Source organism: Duganella sp. AC237, from assembly GCF_979254035.1.
This window is the reverse complement of record NZ_CEEDEW010000003.1, coordinates 1649815-1670295: the sequence shown is the minus strand read 5'-3', so window position 1 is coordinate 1670295 and position 20481 is coordinate 1649815. Positions and strand designations below refer to the sequence as shown.

At 64.1% G+C, this 20481-nt stretch carries 13 protein-coding genes; 7 read left to right on the top strand and 6 right to left on the bottom strand.

The genetic code is table 11. The features are described from left to right. Window positions 1-57: 57 nt before the first annotated feature. The 5 genes from AC0IYS_RS07720 (at window position 58) to AC0IYS_RS07700 (ending at window position 6097) form a co-directional block, all read left to right on the top strand. Window positions 58-1332, top strand: coding sequence for an NAD(P)/FAD-dependent oxidoreductase (locus tag AC0IYS_RS07720; protein ID WP_471704618.1), 1275 nt, complete (start codon window positions 58-60; stop codon window positions 1330-1332). Between the two features lie 138 nt (window positions 1333-1470). After that, entirely contained in the window at window positions 1471-3018 is a 1548-nt protein-coding gene (locus AC0IYS_RS07715) for a hypothetical protein (RefSeq protein WP_471704617.1), read from the top strand. Window positions 3019-3038: 20 nt separating this feature from the next. Continuing rightward, complete coding sequence (locus tag AC0IYS_RS07710; RefSeq protein WP_471704616.1) at window positions 3039-3587, top strand: DinB family protein; 549 nt, start codon at window positions 3039-3041, stop codon at window positions 3585-3587. Further along, complete coding sequence (locus AC0IYS_RS07705) at window positions 3584-4639, top strand: 2-hydroxyacid dehydrogenase (RefSeq protein ID WP_471704615.1); 1056 nt, start codon at window positions 3584-3586, stop codon at window positions 4637-4639. Before AC0IYS_RS07710 ends, AC0IYS_RS07705 begins: the two co-directional genes overlap by 4 nt. Before the next feature lie 66 nt (window positions 4640-4705). Beyond that, window positions 4706-6097, top strand: a complete 1392-nt coding sequence (locus AC0IYS_RS07700; RefSeq protein ID WP_471704614.1) for a DUF3422 family protein — start codon at window positions 4706-4708, stop codon at window positions 6095-6097. 83 nt (window positions 6098-6180) lie between these two features. On the opposite strand, the gene AC0IYS_RS07695 is transcribed toward AC0IYS_RS07700, so the two are convergent. Both AC0IYS_RS07695 and AC0IYS_RS07690 read right to left on the bottom strand, forming a co-directional pair. Then, on the bottom strand, window positions 6181-7776 hold the full coding sequence (locus AC0IYS_RS07695) for a methyl-accepting chemotaxis protein (RefSeq protein WP_471704613.1): 1596 nt from the start codon (window positions 7774-7776) through the stop codon (window positions 6181-6183). Window positions 7777-7902: 126 nt separating this feature from the next. Continuing rightward, window positions 7903-8790: an alpha/beta hydrolase gene (locus AC0IYS_RS07690; RefSeq protein ID WP_471704612.1), complete on the bottom strand. Its 888-nt coding sequence runs from the start codon at window positions 8788-8790 to the stop codon at window positions 7903-7905. A 154-nt stretch (window positions 8791-8944) separates the two neighbouring features. On the opposite strand from AC0IYS_RS07690, the gene AC0IYS_RS07685 reads away from it, so the two are divergent. After that, the gene (locus tag AC0IYS_RS07685) at window positions 8945-9724 is read left to right on the top strand and encodes an alpha/beta fold hydrolase (RefSeq protein WP_471704611.1); all 780 of its coding nucleotides are present in this window, start codon (window positions 8945-8947) and stop codon (window positions 9722-9724) included. Between the two features lies 1 nt (window position 9725). After that, window positions 9726-10595, top strand: coding sequence for an alpha/beta hydrolase family protein (locus AC0IYS_RS07680; protein WP_471704610.1), 870 nt, complete (start codon window positions 9726-9728; stop codon window positions 10593-10595). 124 nt (window positions 10596-10719) lie between these two features. Here AC0IYS_RS07680 and AC0IYS_RS07675 read toward each other — a convergent pair whose 3' ends face one another. The 4 genes from AC0IYS_RS07675 to AC0IYS_RS07660 all read right to left on the bottom strand — a co-directional run bounded on the left by AC0IYS_RS07675 (window position 10720) and on the right by AC0IYS_RS07660 (window position 20472). Next, entirely contained in the window at window positions 10720-13491 is a 2772-nt protein-coding gene (locus tag AC0IYS_RS07675) for a glycoside hydrolase family 2 TIM barrel-domain containing protein (protein WP_471704609.1), read from the bottom strand. Further along, window positions 13488-15836 (bottom strand): glycoside hydrolase family 95 protein, encoded by a 2349-nt coding sequence (locus AC0IYS_RS07670; protein WP_471704608.1) that lies wholly within the window; start codon window positions 15834-15836, stop codon window positions 13488-13490. Before AC0IYS_RS07670 ends, AC0IYS_RS07675 begins: the two co-directional genes overlap by 4 nt. An 88-nt stretch (window positions 15837-15924) precedes the next feature. After that, window positions 15925-18801, bottom strand: coding sequence for a glycoside hydrolase family 31 protein (locus tag AC0IYS_RS07665; RefSeq protein WP_471704607.1), 2877 nt, complete (start codon window positions 18799-18801; stop codon window positions 15925-15927). A 24-nt stretch (window positions 18802-18825) separates the two neighbouring features. Further along, window positions 18826-20472, bottom strand: coding sequence for a DUF5597 domain-containing protein (locus AC0IYS_RS07660; protein ID WP_471704606.1), 1647 nt, complete (start codon window positions 20470-20472; stop codon window positions 18826-18828). Window positions 20473-20481: the final 9 nt, after the last annotated feature.

Below are 20481 nucleotides of genomic sequence, written 5' to 3'. Positions count from 1 at the left end.
GTAATCCGCCAAGCTCCGCCACCAGCACCAATCGACTCACCAACCTGGAGAAAAAAAATGGAAACGATCGTCATCGTAGGGGGAGGTGCGGGCGGACTGGAACTCGCCACCCGTCTTGGAGACACACTGGGCGCCGGCAAGCGCGCCCGCATCCTGCTGGTGGACCGCTCCCCGGGCCACTTCTGGAAACCGCTGCTGCACACCGTCGCCTCCGGAAAATGCGACCCGCAGGTCACGGAACTGGCCTTTACCGCGCAAGCCCTGGACCACGACTTCGAATTCATGCAAGGCGAAGTGCTGTGCGTGGACCGCGCCCACCAAACCATCACCCTCACCCCGCGCGGCGGCCGCCAGGACGATGGCGTGTGCCGCACCATAGGCTACGACAAGCTGGTGCTGGCCCTGGGCGCGGTCACCAACTTCTACAGCGTCCCGGGCGCCGCCCGCCACGCGATGACCCTGGACAGCGTGGCCGACGCCGAAGCCTTCCGCCGCCGCTTCGTCGACGGCTGCATCCGCGCCGGCGAGCGCAAGGAGCAGCTCAATGTCGTCATCGTCGGCGGCGGCGCCACCGGCGTCGAACTGGCGGCGGAACTGAGCAACAGCGCCCGCGCGCTGGCCGACTACCGGGTCCAAACGCTCGATCCGGAACGCGACATCCGCATCACCGTCATCGAGCGTGGCGACAACCTGCTGCCCCACCTGCACCCGCTGCAATCGCAGCGCGCCTGCAACCACCTGCGCTCGCTCGGCATCGACGTGCGCACCGCGACGGCCGTCGCCCACGTCACCGACAACGCGGTGATCGACAGCACCGGAGTGGCCCATCGCGCCGACCTGACCTTGTGGGCGGCCGGCGTCGAAGCGCCGGAGCTGTGCGCCACGCTCGGCCTGACGCTCAACCACATCCGCCAGATCGTGGTCGATTCCAGCCTGCGCGCGGCCTGCGACAGCCGCATTCATGCCTTCGGCGACTGCGCCAGTTACGTTTGCCCGATCAAGGGCGCGGCCCCGCCGCGCGCCCAGGTCGCACACCAGCAAGCCATGTTCCTGGCCGCGCTGCTGGCGCGCCGCGACGACGGGCCGCGCCCCGAGTTCCGCTACCACGACTACGGCTCGCTGGTTTCGCTCGGACCGCAGGCGGCGGTCGGCGTGCTGACCGGCGCCCTCACCGGCAAGAGCATCCGCGTCGGCGGCGCCGCGGCCAGCCTGCTGTATACGTTGATGTACCAAAAACACCTACTGCAGCTACATGGCAGCTTGCGCATGGCGGCCCACACGCTGATCGACTGGCTGCGCGCGAAAATCCTGCCACCCGTGCGATTGCATTAGCGCCAGACCCGCACTGCCATACGGGGACGTACCCCCCGGGGTACGTCCCCTAAGTGGTGACGCTAGCGTATCGCTAAAGGCATACCGGGTTGAGGCTACCCGGTGTCCAGCGCCGGGGAACCGTTCTATAATGGGTCCATGACCACCATCACTCCATTAAGCCGGGACACGGCCGCCAACCCGGCGGCCGGCGCCACCACATCGACCTCCCGCGCCGCATCCCCGACCGCCAGCGGCCAGGGCTCCGCCACCCGTGTCGACGGCGCATCGACCATGGTATCGCTTAGCGGCGGCCAGGATAGCCGACAGCCCAAAGCCGTGGTCTGGGAGAACCGCACTCGCAGCACGTCCAGCACGATGATGGCGCGGAACTTCGGCGAGCAGCCGGTTGCGGGACGCCTCAAAGGCCTCGGCGGCGAACTGCTGAAACAAGTCGCCTACGACGGCGGGGATTTCTCGCAGTCGATCCAGCAAGCCCCTACCGGCGTGCAAGCTGACACCTACGACATGCTGGTATCGCCGTCGCAGGTGTCGCAGCACGGCATGGGCGACAACCGCATCGGGCTGACCATCACCACCCGCAGCGGCGTCACGGTCGAACTGTCGCTGGACGCCGGCGACAACAGCATCGCGGTCGAAGCGAAAAGTAGCGGCAAGCTCACCGAAGTGGAACGCAAGGCGCTGGGAAAATTGTCGGAAGCCTTCCAGAAAGCGGTCGACGGCCTGACCGAAGACCCGCCGCGCGTCGATCTGGCCGGCCTGACGCAGTTCGACAGCGCGGTCCTGTCATCGGTCGATCTGAAGGGCGAGATCAAGCTCAGTCCCAAGGAAACGCAGCGCCTCGAATTTCATGCCGACAGCAGCAAGCGCACCGTCAGTTTCAGCGGGCCGGATGGCGTGGCCAAGATCGGCGTGGACCTCAGCCAGCCGGCCAGCTGGGGCAGCAAGGAGCAGCAGACAAAGGCGCTCAACCGCTATCTGCAACAGGTCGACCAGGCCGGCATGCGCGGCCAGGGCAACGCCGCCATGCTCACCATGTTCAAGGACGCGATGGTCGACATGAACAGCGACTACGGCACGCCGCCGGTGGCGCCGCGCGACATGCTGCTCACCGACCGCGATCGCGCCACGACCACCGGCCTGGCCGACTTCACCGCCTCCGTCACGCAGACCGAGGTGGCGTCCAATCCCGCCAAGTCCACCGAGAAGGACAGCTTCGCCTACGAGCTGTCGCAAAAGACCAAGATCTCCGGCCGCTCGCAGATGGACCTGGCGCTCTCGCAGCAGCAACAGTCGCACCTGAAGGCGCGCTACCATGCGCCGGTTTCCCCGACGGCGACGTTGGCGCTGGACCTGGAGCCGCAGTCGCAGAACTACAAATACATGATGATCGACGAATCGGCCAGCAGCACCACCAGCATCGAATACGACAAGGGCAAGCTGGTGAAGGCCTCGCTGGAGATGCAGGCCAGCCGTTCGACGCGGGTTCTGGAATACATGTTCGGAAAACTCAAGGACGACCACACCACCCCGTCCGGCAAGGCGATGACACGCGACCTGCTGCCGACGCTGGACCCGCAAGACGGCGGCCAATCCATGGACGACTATGACCGCGCGCAAATGCTGTCCAAGGTGAACGACGCCATCTTCCTGCAATCGGATCCCGACGCGCTGCCGGCGAATTGAACCACTCAATGAGCGATTGAATGAGCACACCCGAGCACTTCGTCCTGCTGGCGGCCTACAACGCCGACATGAACCGCAACCTCTACGCTGCGGCGGCCAAACTGACGCCGGACGAATTGACGGCGGACCGCAAGGCCTTCTTCGGCTCCGTCGCCGGCACCATGAACCACCTGCTGGCCGGCGACACCATCTGGCTCAAGCGCTTCGCCACGCACCCGGCCAATTTCCCGGCGCTGTCCGCGATGAGCGGGATGCCGCAACCCGGTGGCCTGGCCCACAGCTTCAGCGATGATCTGGCCACCCTGCGCCGCCACCGCGAGCAACTGGACGCCATCATCAGCGCCTGGGTGCCGCAGCTTACCGCCGCCGATCTGGCTTATGCCTTCGAATACCGCAGCACTAAAGGGGATCTCTACCGCAAGCATTTCGGCAGCGTGCTGGCGCACTTTTTCAACCACCAGACCCACCACCGGGGCCAGGCCAGCACCTTGCTGACCCAAGCGGGCGTCGACATCGGCGTCACCGACCTGTTGTTGTGGGTACCCGACCTGGAACCGGCAACCCCATGAAAATCGCCGTCTACAGCGCCCAACCGTATGACCGCCGCTTCCTCGACGAGGCGCGGCTCGAGGCGGTGGACACCACGCCGGCGTCGCCGATCGACGCCGTCTACTTCGCCAACCGCCTGACCATCGACACGGTGCCGCTGGCCCACGGCTGCGCCGTGGTCTGCGTCTTCGTCAACGACATTCTCGATGCGCAGGTGTTGGAAGCCTTGCACGCGCTGGGCGTGCGCGCCGTGCTGCTGCGCTGCGCCGGCTTTAACAACGTCGATGTGCAGGCCGGCGAGCGGCTAGGCATGTTCATGGCCCGCGTGCCCACCTACGCGCCGGAAGCGGTGGCCGAACACGCGCTGGCGCTGGTGATGACGCTCAACCGCCGCACCCACCGCGCCTACGCGCGCGTCCGGGAAGGCAATTTCGCGCTCGACGGCCTGCTCGGCATGACCTTGCACGGCAAGACCGTCGGCATCGTCGGCGCCGGCCAGATCGGCACCGCCGCCGCCCAGATCTTCAAGGGCATCGGCTGCACGGTGCTGGTCAGCGATCCGGCGCCGCAGCTCCAGCTGCAACTGGGCGCCATCGCCGCGCGCGTCACGCTGGAACAGCTGCTGGCGCAATCGGACATCGTCTCCCTGCATTGCCCGCTGGTGGACGCCACGCGCCACCTGATCAATGCCGGCAGCCTGGCGCTGATGAAGCCGGGCGCGATGCTGGTCAACACCTCGCGCGGCGCGCTGATCGACACCATGGCCGTCATCGCCGCGCTCAAGTCCAAGCAACTGGGCGCGCTGGCGATCGACGTCTACGAACAGGAAAGCGACCTGTTTTTCCACGATCATTCGAGCGACATCATCGACGACGACGTTTTCCAGCGGCTGATGACGTTCCCGAATGTGCTGGTCACCGGCCACCAGGGCTTTTTCACCATCGAAGCGATGCGCGAAATCGCCGCCGTCACCTTCGCCAACCTGGCGGCCTTCATGCGCGGCGAGCCGACCGCTAACGCATTGGCGCCCGGCGCGCCGGCCGACTTAGCATCGCAATCCTCAAAAAAGTGATCACCCGGCGGCGTTTTCCCCGGTAACATCACCTTTACGCACAATACCGATCCACCGGAGAAGGTCATGTCCCTCGCTTACCGCGCCACCGCCGATTTCGCCAAGTTGAACCACCCGATGCGGGTGCCGCTGTCGGCCGAGATCCACTCACGCCCCTTCCTGCAATTGCAGGCGCCGGAAAGCCTGACCCACTTCGCGCTCTACCTGCAGCAGGACCAGCCTTCGCAAAAATACCATCGCGGCACGCAGCACCAGATTTTGCAGCAGCTGTGCACCCATTACGGCGTGGCGGGACCGCATCCGCAGGCGCGCTACTTCTTCCACGACTTCGGACGTTTTCGCCTGAAGTGGGAATGCCACACCGAATTCGCCACTTACACCTTCGTCGAACGCGGCGAGCCGGGACTGGACTTCCGCACGGCGTTCGACCGCATGCCGCTGCAGCAGGTGCCGCAGGAATGGCTGGCGGGCCTGCATGGAAAAATCATCGTCGCCTCGCACGTGGTGCTGCGCAACGGCGACAGCGCCGGCGCCGACGAACAAGCCATCGCCGAACTGTTTCAAGGTAAATCGATGGTCGGCAGCAGCGTGGGCAGCGGCGCCGAGGTCTGGACCGATTTCCTGATCCAGCCCGATGGCTTCAGCCGCTTCATCGTGCGCGACTTGGGCCTGCGCGAATTCCAGGCCGGCCGCCTGGTCGGGCGCCTGCTGGAAATCGAGAACTACCGCATGATGGCCCTCCTCGGCCTGCCGCACGCCGAAGCCTCGCAGCCGCTGTTGAACGGTATTGAAAACGAACTGGCCGACCTGACGGCCACCCTGGTGCAGGCCGACATGCCGCAGTCGCTGGACGCGCGCGGCCCGGACGCGCACGAGGAACAGAACCTGCTGCACCGTATCACCAGCCTGGCCGCGCGGCTGGAAAAGCTCTCGGTCAACAACAGCTACCGCTTCGCCGCGTCGCAAGCGTATTTCAGCCTGGTGCAGGCGCGCATCCACGAGCTGCGCGAGGTGCGCATGACCGGCATTCCGACGCTGGCCGAATTCATGGGCCGCAGGCTGGCGCCGGCGATCCACACCTGTACCTCGGTCTCGCAGCGGCAGGAAGCGCTGGCCAAGCGTATCGCCCGCAGCAACGACCTGCTGCGCACCCGCGTCGGCATCGAGCAGGAACGCCAGAACCGTAAGATCCTGCAATCGCTGGACGCGCGCGCGGCCCAGCAACTGCGGCTGCAACAGGCGGTCGAGGGATTGTCGGCGGTGGCGATCTCGTACTACACGCTGGGATTGATCGGCTATGCGGGCAAGGCGATGAAGGCCGGCGGACTGCCGGTCAATCCGGACATCCTGCAGGGTGTGGCCGTGCCGGTGGTGATCCTGGCGGTGTGGATGGGACTACGGCGGGTGCACAAGCAGCTGACGGCGCGCGGCACCGCCGCCCAGCGCCATCCGGCCTGAAGACACCCGGCTAACAAACACTCGTAGGGCGGATTAGCGCGCAGCGCGTAATCCGCCATGAGCCGCCAACAGCGCCTGACAAATCACGAAAGTCGCAGCCGCGTCGACAGCCTGCCGGCGCCGGCGCCACCCTCCACCGTGAACCGCCCCACCTGCGACAGCAAGGCCTGCGCCTGTTCGCGCATGCTCGCGGCGGCGGCGGCGGCCTGCTCGACCAGCGCCGCGTTCTGCTGCGTCATCTCGTCCATCTGACCGATCGCGCGGTTGACCTGCTCGATGCCGGAGCTTTGCTGCTCGCTCGCCTGCGTGATCTCGCCCATGATCTCGGCCACCTTCTGCACGCTGGCCACCACCTCGCTCATGGTCTGGCCGGCACGATCCACCAGCCGCCCGCCCTCGTCGACCTTGCCGACGGAATCGTCGATCAAGCCCTTGATCTCCTTGGCCGCCGACGCCGAGCGCTGCGCCAGGTTGCGCACTTCGGACGCCACCACCGCGAAGCCGCGTCCCTGCTCGCCGGCGCGCGCCGCTTCCACGGCCGCGTTGAGCGCCAGGATGTTGGTCTGGAAGGCGATACCGTCGATGACGCCGATGATGTCGACGATTTTGCTGGAGCTGGCCTTGATCGACCCCATGGTCTCGACCACCTGCCCGACCACGTCGCCGCCGCGCACGGCGATGCCGCTCGCCGTCACCACCAGCTCATTGGCATGGCGCGCGCTGTCGGCGTTCTGCCGCACGGTGCTGGTCAACTCCTCCATCGAGCTGGCGGTTTCCTCCAGCGCGCCGGCCTGCGCCTCGGTGCGCGCCGACAAATCGGCGTTGCCGGCCGCGATCTCCTGCGCCGCCACGGTGATGGTGTCGGTCGACAGGCGCACGTCGCCAACCAGCTGCGACAGGCTGCCGTTCATCTTGCCCAGCGCGTCGAGCAGCTGGCCGGTCTCGTCGCGCGCCTGGTTCTCCAGGCGCGAGGTCAGGTCGCCCTCGGCCACGCGGCGCGCCAGCGCCACCGCGCGCTCCAGCGGCTCCGCGATCGAGCGGCCCAGCGCATAGGCCAGCGTCCCGCCCAGCAGCAGGATAACAACCGCCAGCGCGATCATCAGGTTGCGGCTGGCGACATTGATGTCTTCGATTTCCGCGGTGGCCTCGTCGATCTGGCGGCGCTGTTCCTTCAATAGCGCTTCGGCCGTGGCCAGATACGTCACGCTGGCAGGTGTGTAGACCTCGCGCATTTGCTGTTGCGCCTCGTCGACCTTGCCGGCCTTCTTGAGCGCCAGGGTGGCGTCGCGGGAGGCGAGGAACGCCTTGCGCCGCGCGCCCAGCTCCGCAAACAGGGACTTTTCGGCGTCGCTGTCCATGCGCGCCTCGACCTGCTTTTGCAGCGCGCTGGAAGCGTCCGACGATGCCTTGATGTTTGCGGCGAAGTAGTCGCCCAGGCTGGCGTCGGTGCTGACAATGATGGCGGTGGTGCGCGGCACCGCCGCGAACATGTAGCGATACCAGTCCTGCAGATAGCGCTCGGTGGCCATCGGCTCGTCGATCATGTGGCGGGTGGCGGCCGCCACGCTGTTCAAGCGGGTGATGCTGATCACGATGGCGATCAGCGCCAACAGCAGGATGCTGGCGAAGCCCAGGACGAGACGACGTTTAACACTAATGTTGTTTAGCAATTGGAACATTCGGCCCATCCTGTGAGGAAAACACTGCGATTGTGCAGCAACCGAAACATGATAGCCCCAAACTAAGGCGTAAACTTCACATTGTTACCCTTAAACAACAATCGCCACCGACGGCAAGTCACCCGCCTAGCCCGCCATGGCCGGGGGCAGGACAGGCAGGTCGGCCTCGCTGCGCTGAACCGGCTGGCTAAAGCGTTCGGTCAGGAAGCTGGCGATGCGCTGCTGCGTCGATTCCAGATAGGGGATGTTCATATGGTCGGAATCGGGCACGATTTCGTCCGCGTGCAAAGTGCCGAGTTTTTGCACCAGCAAATCGGTATGCGAATGCGGCACCACATCGTCGAACGCCGCGCGCAGCACATAGGTCGGCGCCTTCAACTGGTGCGCATATTTAACCGACTCGAATTTATGCCGCAGCACATACTCCACCGGCAGCGTCCTGAATTTGCGTTTGGCGATCGCCAGGATCGAATCGTAGGGCGTAATCAGCACGATGGCGCTGGCCTCGCGCTCCATCGCCACCTGCACCGCCACGCCGGAACCGAGGCTGCGGCCGACGACGGCGATGCGGGCCGGATCGACGTGATGACGCTCGCTGAGCCAGTCGAACAGCATGCGCCCGTCCTCGACGAAATGCGCCTCGGCCGGATCGCCGTGCGAATCGCCGTAGCCGCGATAATTCACCGCCAGCACCGCCATGCCGGGGAATAGCTTGCCGGCGTCGCGCGCCACCCATGACACCTCCTCCGAGCGGCCGCCGAAATAGATTACGCCCGGCGTCTGTCCCGCCACCAGCGGCGTCATAAGCCACCCGGACAAACGCGTGCCGTCCTTCGCGCGGATCACGATGGGGCGGGTGCGATGGCCGGTGCTGTAAGGTTTGAGCACCTCTCGGCGGCTGCCGAGAGGATTAAACAGCAGCCGTTTTTGGTTGGCCGCGACCGCCGCCGTCAATCCCATCCACAGCACGCTGACGATGCCGGCCAAACCGGCGACTTTTTTTGAATTGTCCATCCCTCTACTTTACCCTCGTCTTGACTCTCTGCTGTACGCCAGCGTACAAATACATTTGCCCGTGGCAAACATCAAATGCGGGCAGGCCGCCTGTTTCTCAAGATAACAGGGGCGAACCGGTATAATCTGCGCTTCGTTTTGCTCTCCGCCTCTTATGAAACCGGCCACCGTCCTGCTGCACAGCTCCATGAGTTCCAAGGCCCAGTGGGCGGCACTTGTCGAACAGCTCACGCCCGATTTCCGCTGCATCCCGCTCGATTTGCTCGGCTACGGCGCCGCGCCCTATCCGCAGGGCGCCGGCCAGGGCGAAGCATACACCCACACGCTGGCCCACGAAGCGGACGCCATCGCCGAAGCCATCGCCGCGCAGCTGGCGCCGGACCAAGCGTTCCACCTGGTCGGCCACTCGTTCGGCGGCGCCTCCGCGCTGCACCTGGCGCGCCGCATGCCGGGGCGCGTACGCACATTGACATTGTTCGAACCGGTCGCCTTCCACCTGCTGCCGGAGCAGGACGCGGCGCGGGTGGAAATCGTCACCGTCGTCGGCGGCATCATGGCATGCGCCTCCGACCGCGACGCCACCCGCATCTTCATCGACTACTGGAACCGCCCGGGCGCGTTCGACGCCGCGCCGGCTTCGGCCCAGGACAAGATGATCGCGCAAATCGCCAAGGTCAAGCTGGATTTCCAGGCGCTGCTGGGCGAGCCGGTCTCCTTTGCCGACCTGGCCGTGCTGACGATGCCGGCGCTGGTGCTGTCCGGCCAGCACAGTCCCGCCTCGACCCGGTCGCTGGCGGCGCAACTGGCGGCCGCGTTGCCCAACGCGCGGGCGCTGCAAACACGCGGCGGCCATATGGGACCGATCACCCATGGCGACGCGATCAACCCCACCATCGCCGCGTTTCTGCGCGGTGAAGACCTGGCCCAAGGCTAACATGCAAAATAACCTCCCATCGCGCGGCGTGGCCTCGCTCCTTCAACGCGGCCTGCTGGCACTGGCGTTCAGCGCCGCTGCCGCCCTGTCGCACGCCGCTGTCAAGCCGGTGACGGTGGCGCCCGAGGTCACCGGCGAATGGGTCACGCCCGACGGCGCATGGGACGGCCGGACCGTGTTGCTGCTGCACGGCTTCGCCGACGACCTGAATGGCGCCGGGGACCTGAGCAAACGCATGTCGACCAAGCTGGCGCAGGTGGGTATCGCCTCGCTGCGCATCAACTTCCGTGGCGAAGGCGCGCGCATGCGCAGCGAAATCGACTCGACGCTCGACACCCGGATCGCCGACACCGAGGCCGCTTATGCGTTCCTGCAAAAGCAGCCCGGCGTCAAGATCGCGCACAGCGCGGTGCTGGGCTGGAGTCTGGGTGGCGCCACAGCGATGGTCGTGGGTGGAAAGCATCCCGAATGGTTCCGCAGCATGGTGCTGTGGTCCACGCCGAGCGGGGATATTTACAAGTACATGATGTCGAAGCCGGCGGCGCAGAAGGCGGTGCGGGACGGCGTGGCATCGGAGGTGGTGCCAGGCTGGAAAACCATCACCACCAAGCGCGAGTTCTACGAAAGCTTCAAAGGCGTGGACCTGGACAAATCGCTGGCCAGGTATCCGGGCGCGTTTTTGACGGTCCGTGGCAGCAAGGACTACCTGCCCCAGCGGGATTTCGACTTGATCCGCATCGCCCCGGGCAAGCCCGCGCAAGCGGAAATGATCGACGGCGCGGATCACGTATTCAACGTGTTCGAAGCCGGAAGCCCGGCGGCTCAGCGCCTGATCGATCTCACCGCCGCGTGGCTCGCAAAAACCCTGTAACGACGGCGGGGGTCAAGTCTGACATTCGGACACGAGCACATCCTTGAGCGCCCCGCATCCTTCATGCCTGGAGCCTTACCTATCAGCTCGTGTCCGAATGTCAGACTTGACCCCGATCGGTTTTCTAGTCACCTACGACGATATCGATCGTATTTTCCAGCCAGATCCCCAGGTTCGGCGTGCGGCCGCGCTGCGCCGACGGTCCCAGTTCATGCGGCGGGTGGAACTTGGTCCCGATCGGCAGGATCGCGTTCAGGAACGAGATATCCCCCGGCGGAAAATCCATGTGCGTGGCCTTCGGCTCGAAGCCTTCGCCGCTGGCCTCCCTTGGCGTGAAGAGCCGCAGCGCGATGTCGTCGCTGTGATTGATGAACGTGATCGGCAGTGTGTTGGTCGCCAGCTTCGCCCAGTAGACCTTGTCGTGGAAGCCCTTGAACTCCGGATAGTTCCACGACAGGCCGGTGATCGTGTCGTTGTAGTCCTTCTGCCATACGTCGAACTCCACGCCCTGCGTGCGATTTTTCCACACGCGATAAGGACCGCGCCCCAGCCAGCGCATCGAATTCACCTGCGCGTCCGGATAATCGAAGGTCACGCCCAACGCATCGGCCGGTTTGCCACCTTCCATGTTGTACGCGTAGTTGACGCTCAAGGTGCCGGCGGCATTGAGGCGCCAGTTCACCTTGCGCAGATTGCCCGTATATTCGGCTTGGACAACGACGTCGTTGCCATCGCGCCGCGCGGCGATGCCCTTCAACGTCGCGGCGCCCGCCACCAGGCGCGGGCCGTTCGTCAGCGGCACAATCGTATCGCCCTTCTTCAGCGCACGCAGATAGCCCGTGCTCTTGTCGATGACGGCGCTTAGCGCGCCGGCCTTCAGCTCGAAGCCGTCGCCCGCTTCCGTCAAGGTGGCCGCGCTTGACGCCGCAGCCACCGGTTGCATGCGCTGCGCCACCTGCTGCGCGCTGGCGATCATCCACGACCATGTATAGATCTCGCGGCCGTCGCGGTCCGTCGCCGTGAAGTACAAGGCATCCTGCTGCGCCCAGTCGGCCGGCAAGGCGATGCTGGTGGTGCCGCGCATGCCGGCGGCGACATCGGGCGCCTTTGCACTGCCCTTGGCTACAACCTTATGGCCTGTCTCGCTGCCGAACTTCACCAATTGCCAACTCAACTTCACCTGATTCAGATTGGAGATATCGTAGCGATTCTCCAGCGTGATCTTGCCGTCGAAGGTAGGTGGCAAGAAGGCCATCTCCGACAACGGCAGGTACACCGGCGTCCAGATCTTCTTCACGGCGAAGAAGCTGCCCTCCTTCTCGCGGTAAGGCCCGACGATGCCGTCCGGCGCCAGATTGCCGGCGACGTCGATGGCGCCATTCTTATCGTCGCGAACGATACCCTCGTCGGCGAATGCCCAGATAAAGCCCCCGGCGCTCAGCGGATTGGCCAGCATATCCTTCCACCAGTCGTCCAGGCTCGCGCCGGCGCCGCCGTCGTACAGCCCATGCAGGAACTCCGTCGGCATGAAGACATCGCGTCCATGGAACAGCGAGGTGGCGCAGCAGTCATAGGTCGGATAGTGCGCGGTATCGATGCCGCCGTAATTCGCCCATGGATGGATGACGGGACGCTTTTGCGTGTCCCACTCCGGATACAGCTTGTCCAGATCCAGATTGAACCCGCCCTCGTTACCGTTGGCCCAAAAGACGATCGACGGGTGGTGCTGGTCGCGCGTGACCAGTTCCTTCACCAGCGGCGTCGAGACATCGGTGTCGTAGAATTTCTGCCAGCCGGTCAACTCGTCGATCACATACAAACCCACTTCATCGGCGACATCGAGGAAATGCGGGTCCGGCGGATAATGGGACATCCGCACCGCGTTCATATTCATTTCCTTCATCAGCTTCGCGTCCTGGTAGCTCAGCGCCTTGCTGCTGGCGCGGCCCGACGTCGGCCAGATCGTGTGCCGGTTCGATCCTTTGAAACGCACCTTGTAGCCGTTGACATACACGCCATCGCGCGGCCGCAGTTCGATGGTGCGGAAGCCGATGGTCTTGCTCACTTCATGCACCACCTTCCTGCCGCTGACCAGCTGGAAGTTGACCTTGTAGCGTTGTGGATTCTCGGCCGACCAGGGCGTCACCTTCGCCACGTTGCCGCTGACGTGGGCCTTGCCGCCGACGACATGCGCGCTCATTTCCTTGCCAAGCGCCTTGCCATCCAAAGTGGTCACGCGCGCGACCACCTTGCCGTCCGGCTGGCCGGCCAGGAAGACATCGGCACTGAAATCGCCGTTGTGGCGCGCATCGAGGCTGATGCGGTCGATATTTTCCAGGGGTTTGGCCTCCAGCCACACGGGCCTGTAGATCCCGCTAAACAGCCAGTAGTCCGAGCTACGCTCCGCGCGGTTGACCGATTTATTGGCGGAGTAGCGGTTGACCGTCACCTCCAGCTGGTTGCCCTGCCCCGGCTTCAGCAACTTGGAGATATCGTAGCGGAATTCATAAAAGCCGCCCTGATGGACGGCGCCCGCAGGCTGTCCGTTGATCTTCACCAGCGTATCGGTCATCGAGGCGCCGAACACGATATCGATTTGCTTGCCCTGCCAGTTGGCCGGCACCTCGAACTGGTGGCGGTAGATGCCGGTGGTGTCCGGCGCCGGGTCTTTTTCCCAGTCGTTGAAATAGCGGTAGGTGCCGAAGCCCTCCATCTCCCAGTTCGACGGCACCGGTATGGTCTTCCACGCGCCGCTATTGCGCCCGCCGTTGACCATGAACTCCCAGTCGACACGATGGTCCTTGTCGGTGCCGCTCAAATACCTTATCTGCGTACCTTCCGCAAAAGCCAGTCCGCTCAATGCCAGCAGCAGCGTTCCAAGGACCTGTCGCATCATAGTTTTTCTCCCAGACGTTTGCTCTCCCCGGCCTTGAGGTTGAGCGGAATAACCTTGTCGCCGTAACGTACCTTGCCGGCGCCCTCGCCCGCCGTGCGGCGTATCGTCGCCGAGGCCAGCTTGCCGTTCTTCCATGCCAGATCGACCTCGTAGCCGCCGCGCGCGCGCAAGCCCTTGACCGAGCCGGTGCCCCATGCCGACGGCAGCGCCGGCAGCAAGTGCAGCTCGCCCGTCTGCGATTGCAGCAGCATCTCGCAAATCGCCGCGGTCGCGCCGAAGTTGCCGTCGATCTGGAACGGCGGATGCGCATCGAACATGTTGGCGTAGGTGCCGCCGGCGTTGTTCGACTCCGTGCCCTGGCCGCTCTGTTGCGCGGCGCGCGCGCCGGGTTTCGCCAGCTGCCCGCGCAGCATCTTGTACGCCCGATCGCCATCCAGCAGGCGCGCCCAGAAAGCCGTCTTCCACGCCATCGACCAGCCGGTGCCGGCGTCGCCACGGCTCTCCAGCGACTTGCGGGCGGCGGCCGCCAGCTCGGGCGTTTTGGTCGGCGAGATCTGACGGCCCGGGAAGACGCCGAACAAGTGCGACACGTGGCGATGCGTGTCGCCCGGTTTATCCAGTACCGGATCGCTCTTCTTCTCCTCCATCCATTCCAGCAGCTGCCCCCAGCTGCCGATGCGCGGCGCGGCCAGCCTGTCGCGCCAGCCCGCTATCTCATCGCGGAACTGGACGTCGCCCAGAACATCCGCCGCATCGACGGTATTGTTGAACAGATCCCAGATGATAGCCTGGTCGTAGGTCACGCCGTCCTCGATCGGGCCATGCTCCGGCGACCAGCCCAGCGGCGCGACCAGGCGGCCGTCGGGCAACACCTTCAGATAGTCCTGCCAGAACGCGACCGCCTCCTTCATCACCGGATACGCCACCTCGCGCAGATACGTCTTGTCCTGCGTGTACGCGTAGTGTTCCCAGAAGTGCTGGGCATACCAGGCGTTGCCGGTCTTGTTCCAGATGTAGCCCATGGCGCCGAACGGATTGGACTCGGTGCGCAAGGTCCAGCCGCGCACCGGCTTGCCGGCCGCGCTGACAAAGGTTTCCTCCTTCTGCACCGCCTCGCCGCTCAGGTCCGGCACGGCCATCACCACCGAGGACGGATCGGCGATCGCCTTGGCCGCCGTGTCGGCGATCAACTGGCGGTACACCGGCGCCACCCCCTGCACGAAGTTCAGGAACGGCAGCGCGTGTTCCGACAGGTTGGCCGGTTCCGCCGGCCAGTAGTTCATCTGGACGTTGATGTTGGTGTGGTAGTCCGAGCGCCATGGCGGCGTCGGGTTGTTGTTCCACAGCCCTTGCAGATTGGCCGGCAGCGAACCGCGGGAGCTGGAGATCAGCAGGTAGCGGCCGTACTGGAAGAACTGCGCCTCCAGCTCCGGGTCCCTGCCCTCGGTGGTGTAGGTCGCGATGCGCTGGTCGGTCGGCAGCGCGCGCCGCGCCGCCGTGGCCGCGCCGAAGTCAACGTCGACGCGGTTGAACTGCGCCTGGAAATCCTTGCGGTGTTCCGCCAGCAGCGAAGGCCACGGACGCGCCGCCGCGCCCACCTGCGCCGACACGCGCGCCAGCGGATGCCCGCCCTGGAACTTCTTCGCCGCATCGAGCACGTAGCTGGTACCGGCGCCGAGTATCAGGGTCACCGCGTCGCAGCCGGTAAAGGTGATCTTGTTGCCGTCGATGGCGATGGCGCCGCCCTCGTTTTGCACCTGCACCTGGCTGGCGTAGTCCATCGCGTTCGACGACGGATCGCCCTTGCCGCGCATCGACCCGGTGGCGACGATGCGGTTGCCCAGCGCGTTGATCTGCGCGCCGTGCGCGTCGGTCAGTTCGATCGAGCCGGTGTACTGCCCGCGCTTGTCGGCCGTCAGCCGCACCGCGATCACCTGTGCCGGATAGCTGGCGAAGGCTTCGCGCTTGAACTTCACGCCCTTGTGCGTGTAGCTGACGCTGTGCAGGCTCTGGCCGATATCGAGCCGGCGCGAATAATCGGTGGTGGCCTGGTCATGCCCCGGCAGGTTCACATACACGTCGCCGAACGGCTGGTAGGAACCCATCACCTTGTCGTCGCCGGTCCATAGCGTGATGTCGTTGAACTGGATGCGCTCGCGCGCCAGCTGGCCGAAGATCATTGCGCCGATACGGCCGTTACCGATCGGCAGCGCTTCGCGCTCCCAACCCTCCGGCGTATCGGGCGCCGGCTGTTTGTAGCGCAGCGTCAGATCCGGGGCCGCCGCCGCCGCGACGACGACCAGGGCCGAGGAGAAAAACAATGTGGAGCGCAGCAGAATTTTCATGAATATTGTCTTGTGAAGCGAAACAAAAACGGCGGAGGCGGCATGTACCGCCCCCGCCGTCATCGAGGAACCATCGTCAGCGCGGAAATCAGCGTTTGACGGTGACCGCCTTGCCTTCGTAGCTCACCGTCTTGTCGGCGGCATCAAAGTTATCCGAGCTCGATACGCCGGCCTTGATGAAGCGTACCTTGAACTCACGCTTGGCGACCATGCCCTTGTACTGGCCAACGCGCTCGCCGATGGTGACGGTGCCGGTCTTGTCGTTGTAGCTCAGCGGAATACGCGAGAACTCGTTGCGCAGGTACGCATTCGACACGCCGTCATCCTCGTACAGGCTGAATTTGCCGTCCGCGCCGGTGTAGATGTTCAGTGTGATCGGCGCGTCCGGTTTCTCGTCGACGTACTGCGTCACAGGACCCATCGGCAGGATCGCGCCGGCTTTCACCAGCAGCGGCATACGGGTTTCAGGCGCCTTGATCGAGGTCCTGGTGCCGCCCTTGTGCACTTCGCCGGTATAGAAGTCATACCAGTTCGCGCCCTTCGGCATGTAGACGTCGCGCTCGCGGCCACCGTACACATATACCGGAGCGACCATCAGGTTGTGGCCGAACAGGTATTGGTCCTTGATGTTCTTGACCGCGTCGTCCTTCGGGAAGTCCATCACCAGACCGCGCATGATGGTGCCCGAGTCGTAGTGGGTGGTCGCCGCCGTCGAGTAAATATAAGGCATCAGGCGATAACGCAGCTTGTCGTACCAGACCATCGAGTCGCGCATCGGCGAGCCTTCAGGCGAGATCTCGTGGATTTCGCGCTTGACCACTTCGCCGTGGGAGCGGAACAGCGGCGACAACGCGCCGAACTGCCACCAGCGCAGATTCAGCTCGCGCCATTCCTTCATGTCCTCCGGATTGGCGACGGCCGCACCGACCACGCGGTTTTCCTGCGCGGTGCCGGTGGCGCCGACCTGGTAACGCGCTTCCTGCGCGTAGCCGCCGATATCGTGCGTCCAGTTCGGGATCCCCGACATCGAGATGCTCACGCCGGCCGAGATCTGGTCGTACAGGTTGTTCCAGCGGCTGACGGTGTCGCCGCTCCACAGCGCGGTGGCGTTGCGCTGGATACCCGCGAAACCGGAACGCGACAGGATGAACTGGCGCTTGTCCGGCTGGTCGCCCTTCAGGCCCTGGTAGAAGCCCTCGGTATGCACCAGGCTATACGGATTGAAGGTGATTTCGCCGGCGCCGTAGACGGTCGGTCCGATCAGCTTCTTGAAGTCCTCCAGGCGGGTGTTCGACAGCACGTCAGGCTCGGTATTGTCCATCCACCAGGCGTCGAAGCCCAGGTCGACCAGCTTGGACTTCATCTGGCGATAGTACATCTCGCGCGCGCCCTTGGTGTACGGATCGTAGTGGCTGTTCTTGTAGCCAGGGCCAACCCAGTCAAGATCGCCGTTTTCGACGTTCTTGGTCCACATGTAGCCCTTCGATTCGAGCTCCTTGTAGTTGGCGGTGTTCGAGTAGAACTTGCCCCATATCGAAATCATGATGCGGGCGTTGTTCTTATGGACCTCGTCGACCAAACCTTTAGGATCGGGGAAGCGCTGTTTGTCGAAGTCGTGCGAGCCCCAGCCGTCTTGCGGCCAGTAGAACCAGTCCTGCACCATGTTATCGACCGGCCAGCCCTGCTTGCGGTACTCCTTCAACACGCCGAGCAGCTGCTCCTGCGTCTCGTAGCGCTGGCGCGACTGCCACAGGCCGTAGGCCCACTTCGGCATCATCGGCGCCTGGCCGGTCAGGTGACGGTAGCCGGCGATGACATTGTCGATGCTGGTCTCGCCGTTGACGACGTAGTAGTTGATGCTCTGCGCGACTTCCGACGAGAAGGTCAGCGAATGACGCTCAGGCGCAGGCAGCGGATCGTTGTGGGTCATGGCGATCATGCCGCCCGACGGTTTCCATTCCAGTTGCAGCTTGACCGGTTTGCCCGCTTCGAACTTCTGCTCGAAGTTGTGGTACCACGGATTCCAGCCCTGGCGCCACACGTCCATGACTTCCTTGCCGTCCATGGTCAGCTTGGCGTAGTCCGACGAATACATCTGCATCTTGTGCACGCCGGCCTTGTCGGACGTCAGCGTACCTTCCCACACCACCTTGACGCCAGTGGCCTTCTTCGGATCGCCCAGTTCCTTCGGCCAGTTCTCGGCCACGTCCTTCAGGTACTGGTAATCGATGTCCTTTTCCTGGCGCGTCAGCACCAGTTTGTCGTCGACGTAGTAGCGCGCGGTCAGGCCGCCGGCCTTGCCTTCGGCGTCGACCAGTTTCAGGTCGCGGCTCAGGAAGCCATATGGCTTGGCGTCGCCGAAGCGCGAGATCGAATTGTTATCCCACAAAACGCCGTAGTTCTTGTCCGAGACGACGAACGGCACGGCGATGACCATATTGTGCTGCATCAGCAGCACGTCTTCGCCGTTCAGGTTCATCTGGCCGTTCTGGTGCTGGCCCAAGCCGTAGTAGGCGTCCTTGGTGCCGTGGTTGAAGCCCTGCTTGACCGCCATGAACGGCTTGCCGCCGACATCGACCGGGTCCATGCTTTCCGAGGCCTGGCTCAGGAAAGCCTTGCCGGCCGCGTTGAAGAACTGCACCTGGCCGGTCGCCAGCGACACCGCCACGGAGATTTTCTTGGCCTTGAGCGTGACCTTGTCCTTGCCGGACGACGTGACGCTGAAGATACCGCTAACAGGTGCGGCCACCGTCATCAGCGATGGCGTGAGCTCCTTGCCTTCCTTGTCGGTCTTGACGACGTGGATGATATTGTCGCTCATGACTTCCAGGCGCACTTCCTTGGCGCCGGAATCGGGCTTGACCACCACGCCGGTGGAGGTTTTTTCAAACGTGCCGGCCAGGGCCTGGCCGGACATCATCACCGCCAGGCACGAAGCCGCCGGTACTATCGCTTTGAATCGCATGTTCTCTATCTCCTGTTTTTATACTCAGTACGTTCCGACTTTAACCTTCAACACCACCGGCTTGCCGGTCAGATTGAGGCCGTAGTCCGTCTGGTCGCCGTTCCAGTTGCGCTCCATGATCCATTTACCGGATGGATCATAGTACCCTTCCTCGACGCGCGCCCACATGGTTGGTTTGCCGTCCGCGTTGTCGATCTTCACGCGCGCATGCTGGCCGACGATGATGAACTCATTGTCGGCGATCTGCGCGATCGCCACGCCACCGTTGGGCTTCTCGGTGCCGGCCGGCAGGTCCTTCACTTCCTTGAAATACTCACGTTCGCCGAACTGCCATTCGCGGAACGAGATCGTGCCCTTCCAACCCTTCATCGCGATGGTCTGCGGCGCGCGGTCGTCGCCCTCGGCCACGCCATAGGTGCGGCCCTCGAAGGCCCACTTGGACCACTGGCGCTCCATCGGCCGGAAGGCCGAATAAATGCGACCATATGGCTCGACCATCGTTTTGTCGGTGGCCTTGTGACCGAGCGGGAAATTGCTGTAGTCCGCGTAGTCGATGCCGAACGGCGAGAAGTTGATCGCGCCGCGGCCCAGCACGAGATAGGCATAGCGCACGTATTCGGCGGCGTTGCTCATCTCCGGCACGGCAAGCGGATTGTCCGGACGCTGGAACTTGTCGAGCGTGGCCACGAACTTCTTCGAATCCGGGCTGTAGATGTCCGGCGCGGCGAAGTCGATCGCCGGCGCGGCGGCCTTGTAGATATCGATCACGTCGAAGGTCGGGCCGCCGCTGGCGAAGTTCTTGTTCCACGGCTTGACCGGCTCCTCGAGCGAATCGCGGATCGAGTTATTGACGTACATCGGCAAGTTGTACACCGCGCGGCCGGCCTTGGCGATGTCGCCGATGTAGCTGGCGATCGAATACGCGTGGAAGTACTCGTCGGCGTAGTCGCCGTAGACCTGTTTCCAGGTGCCGCTGGCGGCCAGCGCCACCGGCGATTTCTTACGCTTCAATACCGCCTCGGGCACCGGCGAATTGAACGCCGCTTCGGCTTTCGGGCCGTAGTCGCGCGCGTAACCGTAGGTGCCCACTTCGTTCTGAACCTGCATCATGATGACGGTGCGGTGCGCCTCGTCGATCTTTTTGATGTGCGTCATCAGCGCGACAAACGCCTTCTTGTCGGCCTTCAGCGTCTCCTCGCCTTGCGGCGACAGGCAGTAAATCGGCTTGCCTTCCTTGTCCAGCATGCGCGGGAAGCGTGCGTTGTTAAACTTGACCCACTCCGGCGCGTAATTGGCGCCGGTGTTCTTCCAGGTGCCGAACCACAGCAGCACCAGGCGCACCTTGTTCTTGCGCGCCTCGGCCACAAGCGTATCAACGTAGCTGAAATCGAACTTGCCTTCCACCTGCTCGATCTGCTCCCATGCGACCGGGATCTCGAGGGTGTTGGCGTTCATGTCCTTGATCGCCGCCCACACCTTGTTCAGTGCCAGCGGATAGTTACTCGAATTCTGCGCCTGCCCGCCGAACATGACAAAAGGCGCGCCGTCCACCATCAAGGCGTGACGGCCATCCTTTTGCACCAGTTCGGGGATAGGCGCGGCCGCCGCGCCAGCTGCGGCCAACATAACAAAACTAAAGGAGCTTACAAGCTGGCGGGCGGTAATCTTCATGCGGTCTAG

What these genes read in the sequence shown, in the direction of transcription:
- AC0IYS_RS07720 (WP_471704618.1), top strand. Translation starts at nt 58, where the DNA reads ATGGAAACGATCGTCATCGTAGGGGGAGGTGCGGGCGGACTGGAACTC.
- AC0IYS_RS07715 (WP_471704617.1), top strand. Translation starts at nt 1,471, where the DNA reads ATGACCACCATCACTCCATTAAGCCGGGACACGGCCGCCAACCCGGCG.
- AC0IYS_RS07710 (WP_471704616.1), top strand. Translation starts at nt 3,039, where the DNA reads ATGAGCACACCCGAGCACTTCGTCCTGCTGGCGGCCTACAACGCCGAC.
- AC0IYS_RS07705 (WP_471704615.1), top strand. Translation starts at nt 3,584, where the DNA reads ATGAAAATCGCCGTCTACAGCGCCCAACCGTATGACCGCCGCTTCCTC.
- AC0IYS_RS07700 (WP_471704614.1), top strand. Translation starts at nt 4,706, where the DNA reads ATGTCCCTCGCTTACCGCGCCACCGCCGATTTCGCCAAGTTGAACCAC.
- AC0IYS_RS07695 (WP_471704613.1), bottom strand. Translation starts at nt 7,776, where the DNA reads ATGTTCCAATTGCTAAACAACATTAGTGTTAAACGTCGTCTCGTCCTG.
- AC0IYS_RS07690 (WP_471704612.1), bottom strand. Translation starts at nt 8,790, where the DNA reads ATGGACAATTCAAAAAAAGTCGCCGGTTTGGCCGGCATCGTCAGCGTG.
- AC0IYS_RS07685 (WP_471704611.1), top strand. Translation starts at nt 8,945, where the DNA reads ATGAAACCGGCCACCGTCCTGCTGCACAGCTCCATGAGTTCCAAGGCC.
- AC0IYS_RS07680 (WP_471704610.1), top strand. Translation starts at nt 9,726, where the DNA reads ATGCAAAATAACCTCCCATCGCGCGGCGTGGCCTCGCTCCTTCAACGC.
- AC0IYS_RS07675 (WP_471704609.1), bottom strand. Translation starts at nt 13,491, where the DNA reads ATGATGCGACAGGTCCTTGGAACGCTGCTGCTGGCATTGAGCGGACTG.
- AC0IYS_RS07670 (WP_471704608.1), bottom strand. Translation starts at nt 15,836, where the DNA reads ATGAAAATTCTGCTGCGCTCCACATTGTTTTTCTCCTCGGCCCTGGTC.
- AC0IYS_RS07665 (WP_471704607.1), bottom strand. Translation starts at nt 18,801, where the DNA reads ATGCGATTCAAAGCGATAGTACCGGCGGCTTCGTGCCTGGCGGTGATG.
- AC0IYS_RS07660 (WP_471704606.1), bottom strand. Translation starts at nt 20,472, where the DNA reads ATGAAGATTACCGCCCGCCAGCTTGTAAGCTCCTTTAGTTTTGTTATG.